Below are 23449 nucleotides of genomic sequence, written 5' to 3'. Positions count from 1 at the left end.
GACAGCCCGGTTAGTGGGGGCGAAGCGCTGCAAGCAGGCCTTCGATAGGGTGAAAACGGACATCCAGCTCGGCCAGCAGCACGGCCTGCATGTCGTTCCTGAACAAGTGCAGCCAGCTGCTGTCGGGATCGACCTCAGTGGTGCCGGCGTCTTCGCGCAGGCGCTCGAAATGGGCGCCGAGCAGGGCCGGCACGCTGGCCAGCAGCTGTTGCTCGCGCGGGCTGAGCGCCTGCTCCATGGCCGCATCCACCTCGGCCAGCCGCGGCAGCTCGCCGGGCCCGGCACTGAGCCGGTCCCGCAGCAGGCCACGCAGGCGCCCGGTGGCGGTGAGCATGGCGCGCTGCACGGTGAGACAGCGTTGGCGGTAGGCGGTGGCGTCGGTCGCGACCGGTTTGCCTGCCGCCGGCGGGGCGGTGATGCTGTCGACCAGGCTGGCGCGCACCCGCGCGCATTCCACGTCCAGCGCGTCAACGGAACCCGGTTCGGCCTCGGACTCGACCACGGCCGGCAGCCGCCCGTCGAGCGCGCGCGACAACGCCACGGCCCGGGTCCAGTCGATCCACTGGCTGAGCCGGTCGGACAGGTCGGGCCCGGTACGCGGGGCATTGCGGTCGGCCAGCGCCGCCAGCAACCGGATGAAGGGCGGGCCGGGGACAGGCGTGCGGTGCTGCTTCTTCGCCATGGTTCCGGTCAAAAACCGCGAATTTTACACTGTAATGACGGACCGACTCCCTGAATGCCCTTGCACACACGGTGAACACGCGCCTATGCACCGCGCTTACATTCGTTTCCCTACGGTGGGGGCGGGCCAACACATCGCCCGTTTTTCCATCCAAGGAGTCCACCATGTCCACCCTGCAGATCCCCAAAGGTACCCTCGTCATCGTCGCTGATGGCGGCTCGGCCCGTGTGTTCACCAATGTGGGCGACGGCCGCACGCTGCAGCTGAAGCAGGAGGAGGAACTGGAGGTCAAGGACATCAGCGCCGAAGGCGTGTCCGGCCAAGGGCCGTCCGGCGCGGTGCCCAAGGACATGAGCATTTCCCAGCTCAATGAAGCCACCTTCGCCAAACAGCTGGCGCAGCAGTTGAACGATCACGCGCTCAAGCACCGCTATGAGCACCTGATCCTGATCGCCGACCCGACCACGCTGGGCCACATCCGGCCGCAGCTGCACAAGGAAGTACAGAGCCGGATGCTGAAGGAGATCGCCAAGGATTACACCAATTCCACGCTGGACGACATCCAGCGCGCCCTGGCGGCCTGAGTCATGGCCTACGCACGCAGGTTCACCGACCAGCTGGAGCCGCTCCGCGGCGAGGTAGAGGCGGGCACGGGCTGGCTGCTGCTGGAATTCGGCACGGACTGGTGCGGGCATTGCGCCGCTGCGCAGCCGGTGGTCAAGGACTTTGTCGAAAAACACGGCCTTGACCACCGCAAGGTCGAGGACGGCAAGGGGCGGCCCTTGGGGCGCGCCTTCACGGTCAAGCGCTGGCCGACCCTGGTCCTGCTGCGCGACGGGCCGGAAGTGGCGCGGGTGGTGCGCCCCACCGCCGAGGGAGATCTGGATGCCCTCGAACGCGCCCTCGGGTAGATGAATATCCCTTTATTCCCAATTTACCAAAAAAGGGTATATTGGCCACATCCCTCCGCTGGATGTCCGTCATGAGCCTGCCCCTGGATGTTCCCGGCCTTGAAAAGGCCACTGCGTCATCGGTGAAGACCCGGGGCTGGCCGAGCCTGATGCGCACCGTGCGCGAGAAGCAGGCCCTGGTGATCACCAACCACAACCACCCCGAAGCGGTGATCGTGGACATCAAGGCCTACCAGGAGCTGCTGGCCCGCGCGGCCGGCAACCCGGATGACGCGCGCCAGGGTGAGTTGGATCGCCTGCGTGCGGAGTTCGACACCACCCTGGCCAGCCTCAATACCGACGGTGGGCTGGGCAAGGTGATGGGCCAGCCGATCCGTCGCGGGCGCAGGACCGCCCTTGGCCCGTCGCTCTGATCGGTGGCGCGGATCCTGGTACTGGCCGGAGTAAATGGCGCAGGCAAAAGTTCGCTGCTGGGCACGTGGCTGCGCGACGCCGGGCTGACCTGGTTCAACCCGGACAGCTTCACCCGACGGCTGGTGGAGCAGGGCTGGCCGTTGGACGAAGCCAACGCAGCGGCATGGAGCGAAGGCGCCAGACGGCTGCGCCAGGCGATGGCCGATGGCACCGATTTCGCATTTGAAACCACGCTGGGCGGCAACACCATTCCGCGCCTGCTGCGCGATGCCTGCCAGACCCACGACGTGGCGATCTGGTTCTGCGGCCTGCACAGCGTGGCGTTGCACATCGAACGCGTGGCCGACCGGGTCAGCCAGGGCGGCCACGATATTCCGCACGACAAGATCCGCGCACGTTTCGATTCCGCGCGCGAAAACCTGATCGAACTGCTGCCGCATCTTGCCGAGCTGCACGTGTACGACAACAGCGCACCGGCCGATGCAAAGGGCAGGGCGGCACCGCTTCCACTGCTGCAGCTGGATCGCGACGGATTGCACTTTCCGGTCACGGTGATCGATCTGCTGCAGACACCGGATTGGGCCAAACCCATCGTGATGCGTGCAATGGAACTGCAGGCCAGCGCGTAACCGCGATCATTCAAAAACGCCTTGAAACAAGGCGTTTCAGCGGCATGTGAAGAAGCCATAAAGGCCGCATGCACACATTGTGCTAACATGATCGCTTGATCATTGCCTCGGGCCATTGCCCGTCTCTCGGTCATCCTTCCTGCAGCGCCGTGGTGTTCCTCGCGGCCGTCCGGGAACGCCTGTTGTTACCCCTCTTCGCGCATCGTGCCGCGTTCTTCCGGAGGCGGTGTTTTCCTGTGCCTTGCGCGGGACATCGGGTGCGTTGATGACCCTGCTTCCAGGAGAAAGCAGATGCAGGAACTGCATGCCGCACACGCCCATTTCGGGTGGTTCAAGCGCCGCCGCCAGATGAAGGTCGACGAAGTCACCGTGGTTGACCGCCCCATGCTCAAGAAAGCCGTGGGTGCCGCCGCGCTCGGCAATGCGATGGAGTGGTTCGATTTCGGTGTGTATGGCTATCTTGCGGTCACGCTCGGCCAGGTGTTCTTTCCCGCCAGCAGCCCGACCGCCCAGCTGATCGCCACCTTTGCCACGTTCACCGTGGCATTCCTGGTCCGCCCGCTGGGTGGGCTGGTGTTCGGCCCGCTGGGTGACAAGTACGGCCGCCAGAAAGTGCTGGCCTTCACCATGATCCTGATGGCGCTGGGCACCTTCAGCATCGGTCTGATTCCCTCTTACGGCAGCATCGGCATGTGGGCCCCGGCACTGCTGCTGCTCGCACGCCTGGTGCAGGGCTTCTCCACCGGTGGCGAGTACGGCGGCGCGGCCACCTTCATCGCCGAATACTCCACCGACCGCAACCGCGGCCTGATGGGCAGCTGGCTCGAATTCGGCACGCTGGGTGGCTACATCGCCGGTGCGGCCACGGTGACCGTGCTGCACATGGCCTTGAGCAGCACGCAGATGCTGGACTGGGGCTGGCGCCTGCCGTTCCTGATCGCCGGCCCGCTGGGCCTGCTCGGCCTGTACATGCGCATGAAGCTGGAAGAAACCCCGGCCTTCCGCGCCTATGCCGAAGAGGCGGACAAGCGCGACCTCGAGCGCCCGGGACTGGGCGCGCTGCTGCGCGTGCATTGGCCGCAGCTGCTCAAGTGCGTGGGCCTGGTGCTGGTGTTCAACGTCACCGACTACATGCTGCTCACCTACATGCCCAGCTACCTGAGCGTGACCATGGGCTATGCCGAGAGCAAGGGGCTGCTGCTGATCATCATCGTGATGCTGGTGATGATGCCGCTCAACGTGGTGGGCGGGTTGTTCAGTGACCGCCTGGGCCGTCGGCCGATGATCATCGGCGCCTGCATCGCGCTGTTCGCGCTGGCCATTCCGTGCCTGCTGCTGGTGGGCAGCGGAAACGACTGGCTGATCTTCCTCGGCTTGATGCTGCTCGGGTTGGCGCTGGTGTGCTTCACCAGTTCCATGCCGTCCACGCTGCCGGCACTGTTCTACACCCCGGTGCGTTACAGCGCGCTGTCGATCGCGTTCAACGTGTCGGTGTCGCTGTTCGGTGGCACCACGCCGCTGATCACCGCCTGGCTGGTGGAGCGCACCGGCGACCCGCTGGTGCCGGCGTACTATCTGATGGGCGCAGCGGTGATCGGCCTGGTGACCATGTTGTTCGTCAACGAAACCGCCAACCTGCCGCTGCGCGGCTCGCCACCCGCGGTGGCCAGCGAAGCCGAAGCCCACGCCCTGCTGCGCAGCGACGAACCGGTCACGGTAGACGCCACCCAACCGCAGTTGCCAGAAGCGGCTGTGCCAAGCGAAGCGAGGCCGGCGTAACCCCCGGCGCCATGTGGCAACCACGAAATCCAACCGAAGCCACCACCTGGGCTATCCCAATGCCAAGCGCCACGTAACGGTGAGGTAGTGCCACGCCCTGCGTGGCAACCCCAGCCAAGCCACCCCAGTTAACACCCCCGCGCCGCAACATGCGGCGCGGGGACAACCAATGCTAGGATCGGTTCACCTTGAATCGATCTAAATCCATATGAGCAGAGCGGGGAAGTCGGGGTTGGTGGCATTGGCCATGGGCGCCATGCTGGTGGCAGGCGGCGCGACAGCGGCGCCGCAGAGTGCAGGCGAACGCGCCTACGCGGCCGTGGACCCGTTCATTGGTACTGGCGGCGAAGGGCATACCTATCCCGGCGCGACCGTTCCGTTCGGCATGGTCCAGCTCAGCCCGGACACCCGCATCCAGCCGCGCGAAAAGGCCTACGACTGGGCCGCCGGCTACCGCCATGACGACAGCAGCATCGTCGGTTTCTCGCACACCCATTTCTCCGGCAGCGGCCATTCCGACCTGGGCGATGTGCTGGTGATGCCGTTCACCGGCGACCCCGGCCTGGAGCGTGGCGATCCGGAAAAGCCGCGCAGCGGCTATGCCTCGCGCTTCGACCACAAGGATGAAAAGGCAGAGCCCGGCTATTACGCCGTGACGCTGCAGGACTACAAGGTCCGCGCCGAGCTCACCGCCAGCGCCCGCACCGGCGTGCACCGTTACACCTACCCGAAGGGCGAGCAGGCCAAGCTGCTGCTCGACCTGCGCACCAGCCTGTACGACTACCCCGGCAAGATCCTGTGGTCGCGCCTGCGCCTGCGCGAGGACGGTACCGTGACCGGCTTCCGTGAAACCCGCGGCTGGGCACCGGGCCGGCAGCTGTACTTCGCCATGCGCTTCTCGCGCCCGCTCACCGGGCACGCGCTGCACAACACCGAGACCGACATCGCCTACAAGGGCTTCCCGCCGCCGGGCCAGAACAATCCCGAGCAGCGCCCGCAGATCGAAGGCCGCCAGCTGGTCGGCACGTTCGATTTCGGCAAGCTGGATGCCCCGCTGGTGGTCAGCGTGGCGATCTCTTCGGTCAGCGAAGCCGGCGCCATCGCCAACCTCGACGCCGAAGCGAAAGACCAGAACTTCGACCGCATCCGCGCCGACGCCCGCACGCAATGGCAGCAGGCGTTGTCGGTGCTGGACATCGAGGCTCCCGCGCATGACAAACGCAGCGCCTACACCGCGCTGTACCACAGCCTCCTCGGCCCGACGCTGTTCATGGACGTGGATGGCCAGTATCGCGGCTCGGACAACGCGGTGCACCGCGCCGAGGGCTACACCAACTACTCGACCTTCTCGCTGTGGGATACCTACCGCGCCCTGCACCCGCTGCTGACCCTGGTGCAGCCGGAACAGCGCACCAGCGACATGGTCAATTCGCTGCTGGCCCACCAGCACAACAGTGCCTACGGCATGCTGCCGGTGTGGGCGTTCCACGGCCAGGAAACCTGGTGCATGATCGGCTACCACGCGGTGCCGGTGATCGCCGATGCCTACGTCAAGGGCATCCGTGGCTTCGACGCCGACAAGGCGCTGCAGGCGATGGTCGCCACCGCCAACTACGGCCCCTACGACGGCATCGCGCAGTACCGCGAGCTGGGCTGGGTGCCGATCGATGAAGAGGGCGAAGCCGCCAGCAAGACGCTGGAGTACGCCTTCGACGACTGGACCATCGCACGCATGGCCACGGCCATGGGCAAGACCGACGTGGCTGCGGAATTCGACAAGCGCGCCGGCAACTGGCGCCATGCGTTCGATGCCGAGACCGGCTTCATGCGTGCACGCAAGCGTGACGGCAGCTTCCGCACCCCGTTCGATCCCAGCGCCAGCGGCTACGGCACCGATTACACCGAAGGCAACGCCTGGCAGTATTCCTGGTACGTGCCGCAGGACGTGGCCGGCCTGGCCGAGGTGCACGGCGGCGCCGACAAGCTGTTGGCGCGGCTGGATGCGGTGTTCGATGCCAAGGTCGATCCGTCCATCTTCGAGCACATGGAAGACATCACCGGCCTGATCGGCTGGTACGCGCACGGTAACGAACCCAGCCACCACGTGGCCTACCTGTACTCGTACGCAGGCCAGCCGTGGCGCGCGCAGTCGCGCCTGAAGCAGATCATGGACACCCAGTACGCCGACCGCCCCGATGGCCTGGCCGGCAATGACGACCTGGGCCAGATGTCGGCGTGGTACGTGTTCACTGCGCTGGGCTTCTACCCGGTGGCACCGGGCAGCGCCGAGTACATCATCGGCCGCCCGTTCCTGCCCAAGGCGGTGCTGAACCTGCCGAACGGCAAGACCTTCCGCATCACCACCGAGGGCATGGGCAAGGGCCACGAGTACGTGGGTTCGGTGACGCTCAACGGCAAGCCGCTGAACCGCACCTTCCTGCGCCATGCGGAAATCCTGGCGGGCGGCGAACTGCACTTCACCCTGCAGGCTGCGCCGAACAAGGCATGGCCCGGTGAGGGCGCGGAACAGCCGTATTCGATGTCGCGCTGACGCCGCTCAGCTGTCTTCGTCCCAGCCATCGCCGTCCCCGTCCACCGGGGGCGGCGATGTCGTTTCCAGGTCCGGGTCGACCGGCTCCAGCAGCGTGTAGTCGTCGCGCTTGAGGTCGCGGAAGGCGCGTCCGACCGGATAGGCCTCCAGTGCCGGCGAGCGTACCCGCAGCGCGGCAGGCGTGTTGGCGGCACCGGAGAGCCATGCCACTGCCAGCTCAGCGGGCAGGAACACCGGCCCATCCGGCGTCAGCGGTGCCGGAATGGCGCGGTTGGGGGCGGTGAGTACGCTGAACGAGTCCATCGCGTGGCCTTCGCTGTCCTCCCAGTGCTCCCAGAGGCCGGCCGCCAGCAGGGCCAGGCCATCGCGGCGCTGCACGAACAGCGGCCATGGCGGGCGGCGCTGGCGGTCCAGCTTGTAGTACCCGGTCATCGGGATCACGCAGGGGCGTTCGGCCCAGGCCTTGGCGAAGATGCGGCTGCCGGGCGCCCGATCCAGCCGCGCGGTGACCGTGGTGTAGGGCGTATCCGGCGTCTTCGACCAGCGCGGCACCAGCCCCCAGACCATGTCGGTCACGATCAGCTCGCCCTCGGCCGTGCGGGCCAGCACCGATGCGGTGGAGCCCTTGCCGATGTTGTAGCGGTCCGGCGCTGCGGCCACGGCAGCGGCGAGCTCGCGTGGCAGCCCGTCAGGGACCGATTCCGGCTCGGCGATGGCTTGGGCGAAACGACGCATGGGTGCAGGGTAGGGTGCGCGCCGTGAGCATGTGGTTGAGCGGCGGCGCGGGCGGCGCTAGAGTCGCGGGGTGGTTGTTTCGCGGTATCTGCCCATGCCTCATCGAAAAAAAGACATCGCGCCGGTCGAAGCCGCTGGCCAGCGCCTGCCGCTGGGCCCCGAGTCGGCCGTGCTGTGCCGGGCGCGCGATTACGCGGCCGGCACGGTGATTCCGCTGCACCACCATCCGGACCGCCACCAGCTGGTCTATGCCGCCTCCGGTGTGCTGGTGGTGCAGGCCGGCGCAGGCCGCTGGGTGGTGCCCAGCACGCGCGCGATCTGGATGCCGGCAGGGATCGGCCACAAGGTGAGCTGCATCGGCGCGGTGCGCATGCGCAGCCTGTACATCCTGCCGCAGGCCATCGCCGATGCGCCGCCCAGCGCAGCGACGGTCTCGATCACACCCCTGCTGGCCGAACTGATCGGTGCGGCGGCCATCGTGGAGCAGCCCTACGTTCCGGACTCGCGCGACGGCCACCTCATGCAGCTGATCCTGGACGAACTGCAGGCGCTGCCGGTGCTGCCGCTGCATGTTCCCGAACCGGTCGACCCGCGCCTGCAGCAGATCGCGCAGCACTGGGACGCCGCTCCGGACGATGCTTCCACGCTCCAGGAGTGGGCGGTTCGCCTCGGCGTGGACGCCAAGACGATCCAGCGCCTGTGCGCGCGCGAACTGCACATGACCTTCGGCCAGTGGCGCCAGCAGATCCGGCTCGTCCGCGCCCTCGAACGCCTCGCCCACGGCGAAAAGGTCATCGACGTAGCGCTGTCGCAAGGCTACGCCAGCCCCAGCGCGTTCACCGCCATGTTCAAGAAGCGATTCGGCCAGCTGCCCAGCCAGTTCTTCCAGTAGCGGTGAATGTAAAATCTGCGCAGCAGCGTGCGGCGGTAGGTGCCGACTGTTAGTCGGCACCCTCTCTCAGCGCGCGGAGGTCTTCGGCAAAAACGCAGTAGCCAACCCCAACAACGGCAGGAACGAGGTGAGGTGGTACACCCACACGATGCCGTGGATGTCGGCCAGCTTGCCCAGCCCGGCCGCGCCGATGCCGCCAATGCCGAACATCAGGCCGAACATCAGTCCGGACACCATGCCCACGCGGCCTGGAACGGCTTCCTGCGCATACACCACCAGCGCCGCGAACGCCGACGACATCACCAGGCCGACGGCCACGGCCAGCACGGCGGTGCCCATCAGGTTGGCGTAGGGCAGGGCGAGCGCGAACGGCGCCACGCCCAGGAACGAGATCCAGATCACCGCCTTGCGCCCGATCCGGTCACCCACAGGGCCGCCGATGAAAGTGCCCAGCGCGATCGACGCCAGGAACACGAACAGGTACATCTGGCTCTGCTGCACGCTCAGGTGGAAACGTTCGATCAGGTAGAAGGTGAAGTAGTTGGTGATGGAGGCGATGTACACGAACTTGGCGAACATCAGCACCGCGATCACCGCGATGGCCTGCACCACCTTGCCGCGGCTCAGGCCGATGCCATGCGAGCGCGCAAGACTGTTCATCTTTGCCTGGCCGTGGCGCACGGTCCAACCGGTCAGCCGGAACAGCACGAAGATGGCCACGGCGGCGATCAGCAGGAACCAGCCGATGGCGCGCTGGCCGTGCGGAATCACCACGGCAGCGGCCAGCAGCGGGCCGATGGCCGAGCCGGTATTGCCGCCGACCTGGAAGGTGGACTGCGCGGTGCCGAAGCGGCCGCCCGAGGCCATCCGGGCCACGCGCGAGGCTTCCGGGTGGAACGTAGCCGAGCCCACGCCCACCACGGCGGCCGCCAGCAGCAGCATTTCGTAACTGCTGGCCATGGCCATCATGCCGATGCCGACGAAGGTGGCGATCATGCCGGAAGGCAGCAGGTAGGGCAGCGGGCGCTTGTCGGTGTACATGCCCACCCACGGCTGCAGCAGCGAGGCGGTGAACTGGTAGACCAGCGCGATGGTGCCGATCTGGCCGAAGGTGAGCGCGAACTGGCTCTTGAACATCGGGTACACGGCCGGCAGCACGGCCTGGATCATGTCGTTGAGCAGGTGCGCGAACGCGGCGGCGCCGACGATGCGGATCGCAAAGCCCTGGTGGGCGGGATCGGAAGCGGCGGGCAGGACCGGCGAAGCAGGGACGACGGGCGAAGCGGACGGCGGGGTTTCTGTGCTCATGGGACCATTGGAAATACAGCTGCGGTCCCGGCCGGCCACGCCGCCAAGGGTCCGGCGCGTGCTCCAGCCTGGACCTGGTGGGGGACAAGCGGAGCACGAGGGTAAGCCGGACGCACGCTGCCGTCTCGCGCGATAGGGACCACTATCGTCGCGTTAGGGACATCGCGCATGATGGTTGGATGAAAATGAGATACGCCGCCTTGTTGCTTGCCGCCCTGATGACCCGCGCCGAAGCGGGACCGCTGCTGGAGCCGGGTATCTACCAGCTCTCGCGCCAGGTGCCCGATGCAGATACGGTGGCACCACCGGCTGAAGGCGAGATCCATCACGACACGCTGGCCAGCGCCATTCCAGGGGCGGCGAAGGTGCGCTACGCCTTCGTGTCGCGCGATCCGGGCGAGGCATTGAACAAGCTGGTGTTCGTCACCGATGCGGCCTACCGCTACGACCTCAACAGCGCCAACCGGCTGTGCCCGGCCTACGCGTTTCCCGATTGGAACGAACGTTCCGACGCCCAGCCGTTCTGCCGCACCAACATTGGCAGCGCGGACACCGAAGCGGCGCTGGCCTGGACCGAACGTGGTTTCACGCTGCGCTGGGCGGACCAGAAAACGCTGATCCGTACCGAGCAGGTGCCCGCCACCCGCAAGCCTACCCCGGATGAAATCGGCGCCTGCGCGGTGGGCGGCGTGTGTGCGCCCGACGCTTACGGCAGGGCTGTCCACCACTACCACGTAGCCCACTATCGCGACGGGTTCTCCCTGCAGGCGCCACGACCCTATATCGACGTGTTCGCGGCGACCGTGGACACACCCGTCTACCGAAGCGCCGAGGAAGGCACTGCATCCGGCACGCTTGCCGCGGGGCGCTATGCCGGTGTGCTCAGCAGGGGCGCCGAATGGATCGGCATCGAAGAAGTGGCGGCAGGCGGCGCGGCGACGCCCGGCTGGATCCGTCGGGAGGATCTTGCCGTCGGGGAGTTGCGTATTCCCCAGCAGGCAACCACCGACCGCCTGCGTTTCGTGCTGGTCGTCGCGCCCGCCGACGACGATCAGGCGCTGTTGCAGGCCATCGACATCCTGGACGCCACGACCGGCCATCGCCGGCAGATCCTGCGCGACATCGATGCCGAGCCGCTGAGCGCCGGCCCGGACGTGGTGCAGCTGGTGGACGCCAACTTCGACGGCTGGCCTGACCTGAGCGTGCCTGGATACTCTGGCGGGGCAGGCCCGAATGCCACGCGGAACCTGTTCCTCTTTGATCCAGCGGCCCATGCCTTCGTGTTCGAGCCAACGCTGTCGAGCCTGCCGCAGCTGGACATCGACTCCGCCACGCGCACCCTCACGTCTGCCTCGCGCGGCGGCTGCTGCTCGCACGCCACCGAGACCTATCGCTACGTGGACGGGCAGCTGCAGCAGGTGGCCAGCTGGGAGGAATCGCTGTCGCCCGATGGCGAACACCTGCAGACGACGGAGGGCACCCTGCGCAACGGAACGATGAAGTACCGCACGCGCACGCGAAAGCTGCCGGCCGACTGGCGCTGAGCGCATCAACCCCCCGTCACGCAGGCGGTGGCAGGATACCGGTTGCATTCCCCTCAGGAGACAGCCGTGTCCACAACCGCCGTCGTGACCCGCCACTGGGTCATCCATCCGTTCCATGCCGCCGTGCTCGGCGGCGTGTTGCCGCTGTTCCTCGGCGCACTGCTGGCCGATTACGCGTACTGGAACACCTATGAAATCCAGTGGAGCAACTTCGCCTCCTGGCTGCTGGTCGGGGCGATGGTGATGACCACGCTGGCGCTGCTGTGCGGGTTGATTGGGCTGGTGCGCGGTAGCCGCAACGGCTTCTACGTCATCGTGCTGGCGGTCACCTGGATCGTGGGCTTCATCAACTCGCTGCACCACGCGCGCGATGCGTGGGCGATCATGCCCGCCGCGCTTCTGTGGTCGGTGATCGTCACGGTGCTGGCATTGATCGCCACCTGGCTCGGTTTCTCCAGTGTCCGCGTGCGCGTGGGAGGTGCCCTGTGAACCGCGCTTCCTCGAAGGTACTCGCGCTCTCCGTCCTGGCCGTGGCATTGGCCGGGTGCAGTGGCAAGGCGCCGGAGCTGCAGCAGCTCGGTGCCAACCCGGAACTGCCCAAGCCCCATCGCGGCGTGATGCCCGACATGACCATCGCCCAGCCGACCGCGTGGGGCGAAACCGTGCCCACCGTGCCGGCCGGGTTCAAGGTTTCGGCGATCGCCACCGACCTGGCCATTCCGCGCCAGACCCTGGTGCTGCCCAACGGCGACATCCTGGTGGCCGAAGGCCGTGGCGGCAGCGCGCCCAACCTCAAGCCGAAGGACGTGATTGCCGGCAAGATCAAGGCCAAGGGCAATACGCAGGTCAAGAGCGGCAACCGCCTGACCCTGCTGCGCGATGCCGACGGCGACGGCGTGTACGAGCTGAAGACCGTGTTCGCCGACAAGCTCAACGCCCCGTACGGCCTGGCGCTGGTGGGCAACGCCCTGTACGTGGCCAACCAGGATGCGCTGGTGCGCTTCGATTACACCGAAGGCCAGACCAAGGCCAGCGGCGCGCCGACCAAGGTGACCGACCTGCCGTCGGCCATCAACCACCACTGGACCAAGTCGCTGGCTGCCAGCGCCGATGGCAGCCACCTTTACGTGGGCATCGGCTCCAACAGCAACATCACCGAACGCGGCATGGCGGCGGAAATCGACCGCGCCCAGGTCTGGGAGATCGATGCGCAGACCGGCGCGCACCGCACCTATGCCAGCGGCATCCGCAACCCCACCGCATTGGCGGTGCAGCCGGGCACCGGCACGCTGTGGGCGGTGGTCAACGAGCGCGACGAGATCGGGCCGAACCTGGTGCCGGATTACCTCACCTCGGTGCGCGACGGTGGCTTCTATGGCTGGCCCTACAGTTACTGGGGCAAGCATGTGGACCGCCGGGTGATGCCGCAGAACCCGGAAAAGGTGGCGTCCGCGCTGACCCCGGACTTCGCGCTGGGCTCGCACGTGGCCGCGCTGGGCGTGGCGTTCGCCAACCCGGCGGTCGGCGGCGACTTCACCGACGGCGTCTTCGTCGGGCAGCACGGCAGCTGGAACCGCAACCCACCGGTGGGCTACAAGGTGGTGTTCGTGCCGTTCCGTGACGGCAAGCCGGCCGGCGAAGCCATCGATTTCGCCACCGGCTTCCGCGGCGAAGACGGCAAGACCCGCGGCCGCCCGGTCGGTGTCAGCGTAGATCCGCGCGGCGCGGTGATCGTGGCCGATGACCTGGCCAATACCATCTGGCGGATCACACCGACCGCAGCACCGACAGCACCCGCAGCAACGCCTACGGCGCCCGCCGCTCCCACCCCGTAGAGCCACGCCCTGCGTGGCTGCTTGACCCTGAAACGCCTGCGGCCCCACGCCGCAGGCGCGATGGTGATGAATCAGGCGGCATCCAACGCCGCCTGCTCCCGCACCTGGCGCACGGCAAACGCCGGCGCAGGACCATTCCATCGCTCCAGCAACAAGGGTGAGGGCAGCGCGCACGCCGGATGCATGCGGCTGAATCCGTAGATGGCACCCGCCAGCCCGATCATCAACCCGGGCGTGAACGCGGCACGGGTCAGCCCGCCGACCATGCCGTTGTGCTCTTCGATGGAAGAGATAATCTCCGCAGCAGCCGTGTCGACCGGGTAGGGACAGCCTTCCGGATCCAGCGCCGCCGCACGCACCAGCAGTTCGCGCGTGGACAGATCGCCGTGGCACAGCGTATGGCTGAAGCCCCATTTGCCGTTGGCATCTGCCACCGCCCGCCGCAGCATGCGCAGGAACGCAGGCTGTCCGGTCCGCGCCAGCAGGTCGGCCGCCGCCAGCCCGATTCCCACGCTGCCGTGGCACCAGGTGGGAAAGTTCTTCTGCCCATCCTTGAGGTGGATATCGCGCCAGCGCCCGGTGCCCGGCTCGTAGAGCGCGTCCTGGAACGCGAACGCGCCATCGGCAAGCGACTGCCACTCACGCCGCTCCTGCGCGCTGCCCGCGTCGGTCAAGGCCAGTCGTGCCAGCGCCCAGCCGATGCCCATCGCACCGTGCCCGAACCCGCCGATGGGCTCCTCGAATTGTGGCGTGGGCCAGCGCACGCCGTGAGCGTCATCGATGGCGGTGGCCTGCAGGCGGCGCGCGGCGTCTGCGGCGATGTCGAGCCAACAGGTTTCGGCCGTGGCTTCGCTCAGCGCGATCAGCGGCACGATCGCGCCCGCTACTCCGTCGAGCAGTTCGGCCTTGGGGACAGCCTCGAATCCGGTTGCACGCAGTCCCTCGGCCGTTGCGCGCGCAAGCTCCAGCAGGTCCGGGCGCTGCAGCAGGTCGTGCAGCGCCAGCAGCGTCCAGATCCGCGAGCCGGCGCCGACCAGGCCACCGCCAGCATCGGCCGGGTCGCGGCGGCACATGGTCACGAACACCTGGATGGCGCCCTGCATGGCCTCCTGCAGGCCCGGCACGGCATCGGCCCGGCCGGCCTGCACCTCCTGCCAGTAGCCTGCGAGGCTGAAGGCGATGCCGCCCAGCCCGAAGTACAGGTCGGGCTGCACCGGCTGCACGGTCCAGCCGGTGCGGGTGATCTCCGGGGTAATCCAGGTCATGCTGCCGTCGGCGCCACGAATCGATAGCCGGATCAGGTTGTCCACCGCGACGGCGGCCTGCTGGCGGCGGCGCGCTTCCAGGTCGCGCGCGTGTGCTGCCGTGGCGGCATAGGAATAGCCCTCGCGGGCTTCGGCGCGCGCCAGCGCATGCTCGTTGAGGTCGGTGGCCACCAGCGTGCTGCGGATGGTCACTTCCTCCAGATCGATCCGCATGTCGCGCCAGCCTGCCACGACGGTGTTGATGCGGGCGGCATCCAGCACCGAGGTGAAGATTGGAATGTCGCCATAGCGCATCGCGTCGATCTCGCCTCGCACCTCCACCGGGTCGGCCGACGCGGCCGGCGCCACGGCTGCGTTCCTGACCAGCAGGTCCGTCGCGGTGGCCACCGCCCGCGTCTCGTCATGCAGGGATGCGGGATGCCACAGCATGCGGCCGAGTTCGGCGTAGGCCATGGTCGGCCGGCGGACATCGCGTACCTCGCAGCCAAGGAAGCTGCGCAGCAGGGTGTCCAGTTCGCCGTTCGCGTCCAGCGTGCGCAGGTGGCGGCTGGCCTGCATGAAGCCGGTGCTGATGTGGTCCCAGAAGCGTGAGACATCCGGCGTCGGGCTGGGGTGGTTCTGGGCCACGGCGAAATCGGCTTCCACCAGGCCGAGGCGGGGCGGGGCGCCGGCATTGTCGACAATCACCGGCACCCGGACCTTGGGCTGCTCGCCCGGCAACGCGCCCGCTGCGGAGAGATCGACGCCTTCCATGCCCAGCCCGGCCGTGCGGAACGGCACGATTCCGGTACGCAGCACGGAGTTGCGCATCAGCCGCACCGCGATGTCGTACGCCTGCCCGTAGCCGGTTGCGGCGATCTCGATAGGTTCAGAAAAAACGCTTTCCGAATCCACCACCACCGGTACCGGACCCACCGAGATCAGGTTCTCAAGGTGGATGTCAGTACCGCCGATCAGGCGCAGAACGGCCAGCCAATGGCCGAGGCCTCGATAGTAGGTCTGCAACGCTTCGTCATCGGCGCAGTAGCGATGCGCGGCGAATTCGGCCCAGCCGTGGGTGCCGCGATCGATAACGCGGGGCACCCGCACCCGGTCCGGGTCATCGGGGAACACGCGGGCTAGGAAGGCATCCAGGGTGGCATCCACGCGCAGCGAGCGCGGCTTGTACATCACCGTGCCACCTTCGAACGTGAGCCTGGCCACGGTGCGTCCCCCGGCGTGCAGGTCGCCCTTGCCGAGCGAGAGGCCGAGCAGGCGGCCGGCGGGGCGCTCGAGGACGCCGTTCAGCAGGTCCCGGTCAGCGCGGATGCGTTCGGCCAGCTCGCTGATGGCGGCGCCCTGTGCCTGCAGCATGCGCTCCAAGCGCGGCCACAGCACCGGATAGCGACGGTCCAGGTGCCCGCGGAACGCGTTGGTGCGGGCGAGAGCCTCGAACTGCTGCAGCTGCAGAGCCGGATCTGTCGCGGAAACCGCACCGCTGCGGATCGCGGCGTGCAGTTCGAGCAGCAGCAGGCGGTTGAGTTTCAACTGCGCATTGCCATGCAGGGCCAGGTCGGCCTCGGCACGGATCACCTCGATCTCGCCGTGGTCCAACCCCGGCGCGAGATCGAGTAGCGAATGGTCCAGGCGCGTGAGGGTATCGGCCAGGAAGTAGCGCACGATGCGTGCGAATGATGCGGCGGCGGTAGCGGCCATTGCGTCCCCTGCAGTCTGCCCAACGTCCGGAATGCGTCCAGGCGGCGCGCAGCCGTTGCAGCTGCGCGCCGGTACAGGCTAGATCAGCAACACAGGCAATGGTTGACCACGGAAATGGTAGTGGTGCACTCACCGCCACCGCCGGTGATCATGGTGGGCGCTGCGCAGGTCAGCGCCGCATCGGTAGCGTTCTGTCCATAGATGAAAAGCGAACCGGCCGGGTTGTCGCAGCCATCTACGCTGTCGGCACCGTTGAGCCAGCCTGAAACGACGTCGTCATTCAGTTGCATTGCGCTTTCTCCTGTTGTTTCAACATGAGGCGTTGAAGACGCCGGTACACGGGCGCCTTTGGTCTACGGCCACTCCTTGGCATCAGGAAAAGCGAACGCGACACCGGGAGACGGGATTGGCCGCGTGGTTACGGTGAACCGAGTTTTAGGTGAAGTCAAACTGAGTAACTGCTCACACAAATAATGTGATATGAACCGGGAAATCTATTTAATCCAGTGTATGGAATCCAATGCTTCACGGAGTTTCTGCTTGGCGAGCTCATTGCTGAAAGGCGGCTCGCGCGGCGGGTCGTACACCTCCGGCCGCGTACCGGCCACCACCAGATCAATCGCATAGCACCGCCCGTGCTGCACGGCGCGGTAACTGTCGGCCGACACGTAGTGGCTCATCGCTGCGTCGCCCACCGGGAAGTGGGTAAAGCTCACGCCACCAACGTCGACGGTGTCGACCGGCCCGGTGGCTTCTGCGGGAGGCGTCAGGCAATCTGCAATTGCGCCGGCGTCGTCGCTGCGTCCGAGGCGAAGCTCGGCTGCCGTCACCTCGTTGGAACCGTCCAACACCAGGGCCGCCAGTGGCGAACCCTTACTACCCGACGCATCGAACAACTTCCAGCCGTCCAATGTCAGGTAGCTGCGGGTGAAATCCCTGCGCAGCTCCATACCAGGAACCGCACCCAGCGCGATGCCCGGCGGCGTTTCGCTGAAGGCATAGGCAGGCAGGGAAGGCGCTGCACGGGCCTCGTTGGTGACCGCCGCCTTCGCCGCACCCGGATCGCCGCCGGTAGGCTGAGGCGTTCCATCCGCGTTGGGCGATGGAGTACAGCCGGTAGACGCAAGCACGGCGGCCAGCAGCAGCGGGCGGGAGGACAGGGTAGGCATCGAATGCGGCTCCACGGAACGGAACCCCAAGCATGCGCTGGCCCAGGTTGCACGGAGTGAAGCCTGCTGGAACGCAAGTGCGATGGCCACGTGAGACGGATCTTGACGCGTACGCAGCACCCCAAGCGGAATACTGGCGATTCCCTCCTGCAGGAGCACGGCATGGCCCGTCGCAGGCGCCTCCGGATTGCCACCTTCAACGTCAACGGCATCAAGACGCGGCTTCCGCACCTGTTGGCGTGGCTGGAGAAAGAGAAACCGGACATCGTGGCGCTGCAGGAGCTCAAAGCCAGCCAGGATGCCTTTCCTGAAACCGGGATACGTGACGCAGGCTACGGCTGCCTGTGGCAGGGGCAACGTGCCTGGAACGGCGTGGCGTTGCTGGCGCGTGGGCAGGACCCGATCGAAAGCCGGCGCGGATTGCCGGGCGATCGCACCGATGACCAGAGCCGCTACCTGGAGGCGGCGGCGCACGGCGTGCTGGTGGGTGGGCTGTACCTGCCCAATGGCAACCCGCAGCCCGGCCCGAAGTTCGAGTACAAGCTGAATTGGATGCAGCGGCTGCACAAGCACGCGCTGGGACTGGTCGGGCTGCCGCACCCGGTCGCACTGATCGGCGACTTCAACGTGGTCCCGACCGACGCGGACATCTACGATCCCAAGTCGTGGCGGCGGGATGCGCTGTTGCAGCCGGAAGTGCGCGAGGCCTATGCCAACCTGCTGGCACAGGGTTGGACCGACAGCCTTCGCCAGGTCTACGGGGACGAAACCATCTACACGTTCTGGGACTACTTCCGCCAGCACTACGAACGTGACCGCGGGCTTCGCATCGACCACCTGCTGCTCAATCCGGTGCTTGCCGATGGCCTGAAGGACGCGGGTGTGGACCGCTGGGTGAGGGGTCTTGAGAAGGCCAGCGACCACGCGCCTACGTGGGTAGAGGTCCTGGCGCCGACCGGCACCGGTTGAGCTCAGGGATCGTCGCCCGGCGTCATGCCCGGCGGCCGCGACAGCCACACGGGCCCCTCGAGCGCGCGGGCATGGCCCACGTCGTACAGCACCTTCATCCTGGCCGGATCGAAGCTGGCGGCGTCGGCCAACGCGAGCGACGAATCGATGGTGACCCAGGCGAACCGCGCGCGGTCGCGGCGTGCATAGGCGTACTCGCGGAACAGGTCGCCGACCATGCCGGCGCGGCCGGCCACTTCGATGGTGCGGAACGCGATGCCACGCAGCGAACGTTCCGCCGGATCGGAGGCGGCGTTGAGCTGGCCGTTGTGGATCATGAAGGTGTCATAGGTGGCCGGTGCGCGGGAGAGCCGGTTGTAGATCCGCTGTGGGTCGATGATGCCGGCATGCAGGAAGATGTTGGCGGCCACGAAGCCATCCACGTGCATCTCGTCGTAGCGGTGGCCGTGTACGTCTACTTCGATCAGTACCGGCGGAAACGCGATGGGGATGGAGGCCGACGCCAGCATCACGCGGCGGAACAACGCCATCGACTCCGGCGTCTCGCGGCTGGCGATCAGGCCCATGTTCCAGACCACGAAGTGACGCGAATCCAGGTCCGCTGTGCCCATGTACAGCCGCCGCCCGGCGCGATGCTCGGCGGCGATCTTCGCCAGCAGGGGCGCATCGATCGCCGTGGCGATCAGCGCTTCCAGCGGCGCGGTGTGGGCGAGCGAGTCGCGGCGCAGCAGCGCCATCAGCGGGTTGCCTGCGGCGAACACGTCGGCATCGGAGGTGGTGGTGTAGAAGCGGCGCAGCGCTTCGTCGTAGTCCGGCCCGAGGAATGCATACGGCGCCATCAGCGCGCCAGTGGATACACCGGTGACGATCTTGAAGGTGGGGCGGGTGCCGGTCGCGGTCCAGCCATTGAGAAAGCCCGCGCCGAATGCACCATTCGCACCGCCGCCGGACAGCGCCAGATGCGGGTAGTGGATGCGCCCGTCGGCAGCCACGGGAAACTGATCCGGGCGTTCATCGCGGATGGACTGCTCGAAATCGAGCTCCATGTCGCGGTTCGGCCGGCCGGCCCAGGCGCGCACGTCCGGCATGCCGGGCACTACGGCCCAGGCCACCTGGTCGGCAGGCACCGGCGTGCGGGGCAGGGTGGCGCAGCCGCCCAGCAGCAGGCTGGCCGCCAGGACAGCAGCGCGAACCGGAAGTCGGCGGAAGGCATGGATCGCATCCATGCGCCCAGCGTGGCATCGACCCGGACCCGGTTCCACAGTAATTCCCGCAGCGTAGGGACACGCCATGCGTGTCCACGCGGTCCCACGGCGCTCGGTGCAGGTCCGCGCTGACACGCATGGCGTGTCCCTACGGGCGGTCCCAGGTGTCGAATCCCTCCAGCAGGAACGCCGTCACCTCGCGTACCTTGCGTGACCGCAGTTTGTTCTCGGGCGACAGCAGCTGGATGTAGGAGGTCTCGGTCGCGACCGAGCCTTCCCATGCCCCGAGCAGCGGCACCAGGTGCTGCTTCGCAAAGCTTTCGCGGTGGTACAGCCAGCTGGGAAACAGCACCACGCCATGCCCTTCAAGCGCCGCAGCGAGCAGCACTTCGGCGTTGTTGCTGCACAACGGCCCGCTGACGTTGATGCCGTCGAATGCCTGCGATGCTTCCTCCCGGAAGTACCAGCGCTGGGTGCCGAACTGGCCCTTGTAGAGCAGGCAGCGGTGGTCCAGCAGGTCGGCGGGCACCTGCGGCGTGCCGTGCGCGGCGAGGTAGGCGGGGCTGGCGGCCACGATCTGCCGCTGGGCAGCGACGGTCCGGCCGATCAGTCCCGAATCCACCTGCGGCCCGATCCGCACCGTGATGTCCACGCCTTCCTGCACCGGGTCGATGTACGCATCGGTGAGCTGCAGTTCCACATCCAGTGCCGGGTGCCCGGCCTGCAGCGCGTTGATCAGCCGGGCCACGTGCAGCCGCCCGAACGCTTCCGGCGCATTGATCCGCAGCCGGCCACTCAACCCACCGTCATCGCGCCCGAGGTCGTCCACGGCCGCATCGAGCAGCTCGATGGCTTCGCGCACCTGCTGGTGGAAGCGCTCGCCATCCTCGGTGAGCCGCACCGCGCGGGTGCTCCGGTAGAACAGCTGGCGGCCCAGGTCCTTCTCCAGCGCGGCGATGAAGCGCGACACCGAGGAGGCCGGCACCCGGAAATGCCGGGCGGTGGCCAGGAAGCTGCTGGTGCTGGCCACCATCAGGAAGTAGCGCAGGGCCTTGAGCTGCATGGGGATCGCTCCATAAATGCCATTTGAGCAATTGTGATTTGCCCGTTGGCTGGATTGTAGCTGTATCGGCATCTGCCTAGCATGCACGCCTGCCCGCACTGGCGGGCCCCTCCCCAGGAATACCGCAATGACCTCCTTGTTCACCTCGTTCGATCTCGCCGGTACGCCACTCCGCAACCGCGTGGTGATGGCCCCGCTGACCCGCGCCCGCGCGCCCAACGACATCGCCGACGAGCGCATCGCGCTCTATTACGCCCAGCGCGCCACCGCCGGCCTGATCGTCAGCGAAGGCACCCCGATCTCGCAGGAAGGGCAGGGTTACCTGTTCAACCCGGGCATCTTCCGCCCGGAACAGATCGAGGGCTGGCGCCTGGTCACCAACTCGGTGCATGCCGTGGGCGGCCGCATCGTGGCGCAGCTCTGGCACGTGGGCCGGGTTTCGCACCCGACCATCCAGGCTGACGGCCGCCTGCCGGTAAGCGCCAGCTCCAAGCAGCCGGTGGGCGCGCAGGCCTTCGGCTACGACGAATCCGGCACGCCGGCCCTGGTGGCACCGCCGGTGCCGCGCCAGCTGGCTACCGACGAGATCACACGCATCGTGGGTGAGTTCGCGCAGGCGGCGGCCAACGCGATCGACGCCGGTTTCGACGGCGTGGAAATCCACGGCGCGAACGGCTACCTGTTCGAGCAGTTCATGAACCCGCTGGTCAACGACCGCACCGACCGGTACTCGGCCGACACCATGGAAAACCGCCTGCGCTTCACCCTGGAGGTGATCGACGCGGTGGTGGCCCGCATTGGCGCGGCACGCACCGGCATCCGCCTGTCGCCGTATGGGCAGCTGTTCGACATGCCGTTGCACGACGGTATCGACGAAACCTACGGCGTGCTGAGCAAGGCCATCGGCGAGCGTGGGCTGGCCTTCGTGCACCTGATGGACCAGTCCGGGTTCAAGGTGGGCGATGTGGTGGTCGACCCCGGCGCCGAGGGCGGCTTCCAGGGCCTGCTGCGCACCATCAAGAGCAACCTGCCGAACACCGCGCTGATCCTCGCCGGTGGCCTGGACCGTGCACGCGCCGAGCAGTTGATCGACGCCGGCCTGATCGACCTGGCCGCCTTCGGCACGCCGTTCATCGCCAACCCGGACCTGGTCGCACGCCTGCAGAATGGCTGGCCGCTCAACACCCCGGACCGCACCACGTTCTACGGCGGTGGCGCGAAGGGCTACACCGATTACCCGGCGTATGCCGCAGCCTGATCGGCGAAGGCATCGGTGGCGCGCACCAGCGCGTCCACCGTGGCCGGCTCGGTCGCGCTGTGGCCTGACAGCACCATCTCCAGCCTGGCTTCCGGCCATGCCTGGGACAGGTCCCAGGCGCTGCGCGGCGGGCAGATGATGTCGTAGCGCCCCTGCACGATCACCCCGGGCAGGTGGCGGATGCGGTCGATGTCGCGCAGCAGCTGGCCGTGTTCAAGGAAGGCGTTGTGGCGGAAGTAGTGCGCTTCGATCCGCGCCTTGGCCAGGGTATCCAGCGGGTCGGCGTCGGAGACGGCGTTGACCTCGTGCACCAATGTGGCAGCGAAGTCCTCCCAGCCCAGCCAGGCCTGCGCAGCGGCGATGCGGGTGGCGCTGTCGTCGCTGTCCATGCGTTGCCAATAGGCCTCGATCATGTTGCCGTGTTCTTCTTCCGGCAGGTGGGCGGCGTAGGTTGCCCAGCGCTCGGGGAACACCCAGCGCGCACCGCCATCGGCTTCATTGAACCAGCGGTTCTCTTCGGCACGGCCCAGGTACACGCCGCGCACGATCACGCCGGTGGCACGGTCGGGATGCGCCTGCGCATAGGCCAGCGCCAGCGTGGAACCCCACGAGCCACCAAATACCAGCCAGCGTTCGATGCCCAGCCGGGCACGCACGGTTTCGATATCGGCCACCAGGTGCGCGGTGGTGTTGTGGCGCAGTTCGCCGAACGGCGTGGAGCGGCCGCTGCCGCGCTGGTCGATCAGCACGATCCGGTAACGCGCAGGGTCGAAGAAGCGCCGGTGCGTCGGGGAAATGCCCGCACCCGGACCGCCATGCAGGAACACCACCGGGATGCCGGCCGGCGTTCCGCATTCCTCCACATACAGCGTATGCAGCTCATCAACCGGAATGTGGTGCTCGTGGAACGGGGTGCTCGGCGGATAGAGCGTGCGCATGGCGGAAACCTTGGGGCGGGTGCACGCCAAGGATAGCCCAGTCACCGGTCAGTCGCGGTCCACGTCGACATCGACATCCAGTGCGGTGTCGCGCAGCAGTTCGACGGTAAAGCGGGGTGAGCCGCGTCGTGCCGTGATGACCACATCATCGCCGTTTACCAGGACCGCCATATAACGTTCGCCGAGCCGACCGGCCAGTGCATCGCGGGCGGCAGTGGCGATCTCGTTGTCGGACTCGCCCTTGCGGATCGGAACATCGACGTGCATCGGCGACTCTTCATGCACCCACAGGCGGAAGCTGATGATGCCGTCTGAATCGGCTGCGTCGTGGAACTCCAACCGCCAGCGGTCGGCCGGCTCCGGGCGCGGTGCCTGGTTGGCGTTCGACGTGAGCAGCGGGGGGAACTGCGCATAAGCAGGCGCAGGCGCGGCAGGCAGCACGCAACAAGCAACCAACACCACCGCCAGGATGTTTCTGATCGCCTGCGGATTCATGCTGGACGCTCCGCTGTTGGCCGAGGGAACAACCCAGTGTGAGCCTTGCATGAAAAGGCGACGTCCGCATCGGAAAATCTGCGTGGCCGTGATCGGTATTTCTACGCAGCGG

Annotated in this window: 22 protein-coding genes; 12 read left to right on the top strand and 10 right to left on the bottom strand. The window is 67.2% G+C overall.

Annotation, left to right across the window (positions count from 1 at the left end):
• Window positions 1–10: 10 nt before the first annotated feature.
• Window positions 11–694 (bottom strand): DUF3348 domain-containing protein, encoded by a 684-nt coding sequence (locus NMB40_RS09480; protein WP_494360836.1) that lies wholly within the window; start codon window positions 692–694, stop codon window positions 11–13.
• A 152-nt stretch (window positions 695–846) separates the two neighbouring features.
• On the opposite strand from NMB40_RS09480, the gene NMB40_RS09475 reads away from it, so the two are divergent.
• The 6 genes from NMB40_RS09475 (at window position 847) to NMB40_RS09450 (ending at window position 6966) form a co-directional block, all read left to right on the top strand.
• Window positions 847–1266, top strand: a complete 420-nt coding sequence (locus NMB40_RS09475; protein ID WP_068852341.1) for a host attachment family protein — start codon at window positions 847–849, stop codon at window positions 1264–1266.
• A 3-nt stretch (window positions 1267–1269) separates the two neighbouring features.
• Entirely contained in the window at window positions 1270–1593 is a 324-nt protein-coding gene (locus NMB40_RS09470; RefSeq protein ID WP_494360835.1) for a thioredoxin family protein, read from the top strand.
• Window positions 1594–1664: 71 nt separating this feature from the next.
• Window positions 1665–2006: a type II toxin-antitoxin system prevent-host-death family antitoxin gene (locus NMB40_RS09465; protein ID WP_068852335.1), complete on the top strand. Its 342-nt coding sequence runs from the start codon at window positions 1665–1667 to the stop codon at window positions 2004–2006.
• A gap of 3 nt (window positions 2007–2009) precedes the next feature.
• Window positions 2010–2636: an ATPase gene (locus tag NMB40_RS09460; RefSeq protein WP_494360834.1), complete on the top strand. Its 627-nt coding sequence runs from the start codon at window positions 2010–2012 to the stop codon at window positions 2634–2636.
• A 291-nt stretch (window positions 2637–2927) separates the two neighbouring features.
• Entirely contained in the window at window positions 2928–4415 is a 1488-nt protein-coding gene (proP, locus tag NMB40_RS09455) for a glycine betaine/L-proline transporter ProP (protein WP_494360833.1), read from the top strand.
• A 247-nt stretch (window positions 4416–4662) separates the two neighbouring features.
• The gene (locus NMB40_RS09450) at window positions 4663–6966 is read left to right on the top strand and encodes a GH92 family glycosyl hydrolase (protein WP_494360832.1); all 2304 of its coding nucleotides are present in this window, start codon (window positions 4663–4665) and stop codon (window positions 6964–6966) included.
• Between the two features lie 6 nt (window positions 6967–6972).
• Here NMB40_RS09450 and NMB40_RS09445 read toward each other — a convergent pair whose 3' ends face one another.
• The gene (locus NMB40_RS09445; RefSeq protein WP_494360831.1) at window positions 6973–7701 is read right to left on the bottom strand and encodes an SOS response-associated peptidase; all 729 of its coding nucleotides are present in this window, start codon (window positions 7699–7701) and stop codon (window positions 6973–6975) included.
• Between the two features lie 94 nt (window positions 7702–7795).
• Between NMB40_RS09445 and NMB40_RS09440 the strand changes: the two genes are divergently transcribed.
• Window positions 7796–8593, top strand: a complete 798-nt coding sequence (locus NMB40_RS09440) for an AraC family transcriptional regulator (RefSeq protein WP_494360830.1) — start codon at window positions 7796–7798, stop codon at window positions 8591–8593.
• Window positions 8594–8659: 66 nt separating this feature from the next.
• On the opposite strand, the gene NMB40_RS09435 is transcribed toward NMB40_RS09440, so the two are convergent.
• Window positions 8660–9901: an MFS transporter gene (locus NMB40_RS09435; protein ID WP_494360829.1), complete on the bottom strand. Its 1242-nt coding sequence runs from the start codon at window positions 9899–9901 to the stop codon at window positions 8660–8662.
• Between the two features lie 179 nt (window positions 9902–10080).
• Here NMB40_RS09435 and NMB40_RS09430 point away from each other — a divergent pair, with 179 nt between their 5' ends.
• From NMB40_RS09430 to NMB40_RS09420, 3 genes are all read left to right on the top strand, one after another.
• Entirely contained in the window at window positions 10081–11445 is a 1365-nt protein-coding gene (locus NMB40_RS09430) for an XAC2610-related protein (RefSeq protein ID WP_494360828.1), read from the top strand.
• 66 nt (window positions 11446–11511) lie between these two features.
• Entirely contained in the window at window positions 11512–11934 is a 423-nt protein-coding gene (locus NMB40_RS09425; RefSeq protein WP_282246527.1) for a DUF2231 domain-containing protein, read from the top strand.
• Window positions 11931–13280, top strand: a complete 1350-nt coding sequence (locus NMB40_RS09420) for a PQQ-dependent sugar dehydrogenase (RefSeq protein ID WP_494360827.1) — start codon at window positions 11931–11933, stop codon at window positions 13278–13280. The genes NMB40_RS09425 and NMB40_RS09420 overlap by 4 nt, the downstream gene beginning before the upstream one ends.
• 71 nt (window positions 13281–13351) lie before the next feature.
• Here NMB40_RS09420 and NMB40_RS09415 read toward each other — a convergent pair whose 3' ends face one another.
• The 3 genes from NMB40_RS09415 to NMB40_RS09405 form a co-directional block, all read right to left on the bottom strand.
• Window positions 13352–16240, bottom strand: coding sequence for a type 2 lanthipeptide synthetase LanM family protein (locus NMB40_RS09415; protein WP_494360826.1), 2889 nt, complete (start codon window positions 16238–16240; stop codon window positions 13352–13354).
• Between the two features lie 83 nt (window positions 16241–16323).
• Window positions 16324–16530, bottom strand: a complete 207-nt coding sequence (locus tag NMB40_RS09410) for a DUF6229 family protein (RefSeq protein ID WP_093535704.1) — start codon at window positions 16528–16530, stop codon at window positions 16324–16326.
• 204 nt (window positions 16531–16734) lie between these two features.
• Window positions 16735–17409 (bottom strand): hypothetical protein, encoded by a 675-nt coding sequence (locus NMB40_RS09405; protein WP_494360825.1) that lies wholly within the window; start codon window positions 17407–17409, stop codon window positions 16735–16737.
• Between the two features lie 162 nt (window positions 17410–17571).
• Here NMB40_RS09405 and xth point away from each other — a divergent pair, with 162 nt between their 5' ends.
• Entirely contained in the window at window positions 17572–18378 is an 807-nt protein-coding gene (xth, locus tag NMB40_RS09400) for an exodeoxyribonuclease III (protein ID WP_494360824.1), read from the top strand.
• A 2-nt stretch (window positions 18379–18380) separates the two neighbouring features.
• Here xth and NMB40_RS09395 read toward each other — a convergent pair whose 3' ends face one another.
• A complete protein-coding gene (locus tag NMB40_RS09395; RefSeq protein WP_494360823.1) occupies window positions 18381–19604 on the bottom strand; it encodes a patatin-like phospholipase family protein in 1224 nt (407 codons plus the stop codon).
• A 127-nt stretch (window positions 19605–19731) separates the two neighbouring features.
• Window positions 19732–20646: a LysR family transcriptional regulator gene (locus NMB40_RS09390; RefSeq protein WP_494360822.1), complete on the bottom strand. Its 915-nt coding sequence runs from the start codon at window positions 20644–20646 to the stop codon at window positions 19732–19734.
• Between the two features lie 127 nt (window positions 20647–20773).
• On the opposite strand from NMB40_RS09390, the gene NMB40_RS09385 reads away from it, so the two are divergent.
• Window positions 20774–21904 carry an alkene reductase gene (locus tag NMB40_RS09385; RefSeq protein ID WP_494360821.1) on the top strand — a complete coding sequence of 377 codons (1131 nt, stop codon included), beginning with the start codon at window positions 20774–20776 and terminating at the stop codon, window positions 21902–21904.
• Here the strand turns inward: NMB40_RS09385 and pip are convergent.
• Both pip and NMB40_RS09375 read right to left on the bottom strand, forming a co-directional pair.
• On the bottom strand, window positions 21880–22842 hold the full coding sequence (pip, locus tag NMB40_RS09380) for a prolyl aminopeptidase (protein ID WP_494360820.1): 963 nt from the start codon (window positions 22840–22842) through the stop codon (window positions 21880–21882). The genes NMB40_RS09385 and pip overlap by 25 nt on opposite strands.
• Before the next feature lie 48 nt (window positions 22843–22890).
• Window positions 22891–23337 (bottom strand): hypothetical protein, encoded by a 447-nt coding sequence (locus NMB40_RS09375; RefSeq protein WP_494360819.1) that lies wholly within the window; start codon window positions 23335–23337, stop codon window positions 22891–22893.
• Window positions 23338–23449 lie beyond the last annotated feature (112 nt).

This window comes from Stenotrophomonas sp. FBCC-B152, assembly GCF_059134105.1.
The sequence above is the reverse complement of the archived record's forward strand: the minus strand, read 5'-3'. Positions and strand labels throughout refer to the sequence as shown.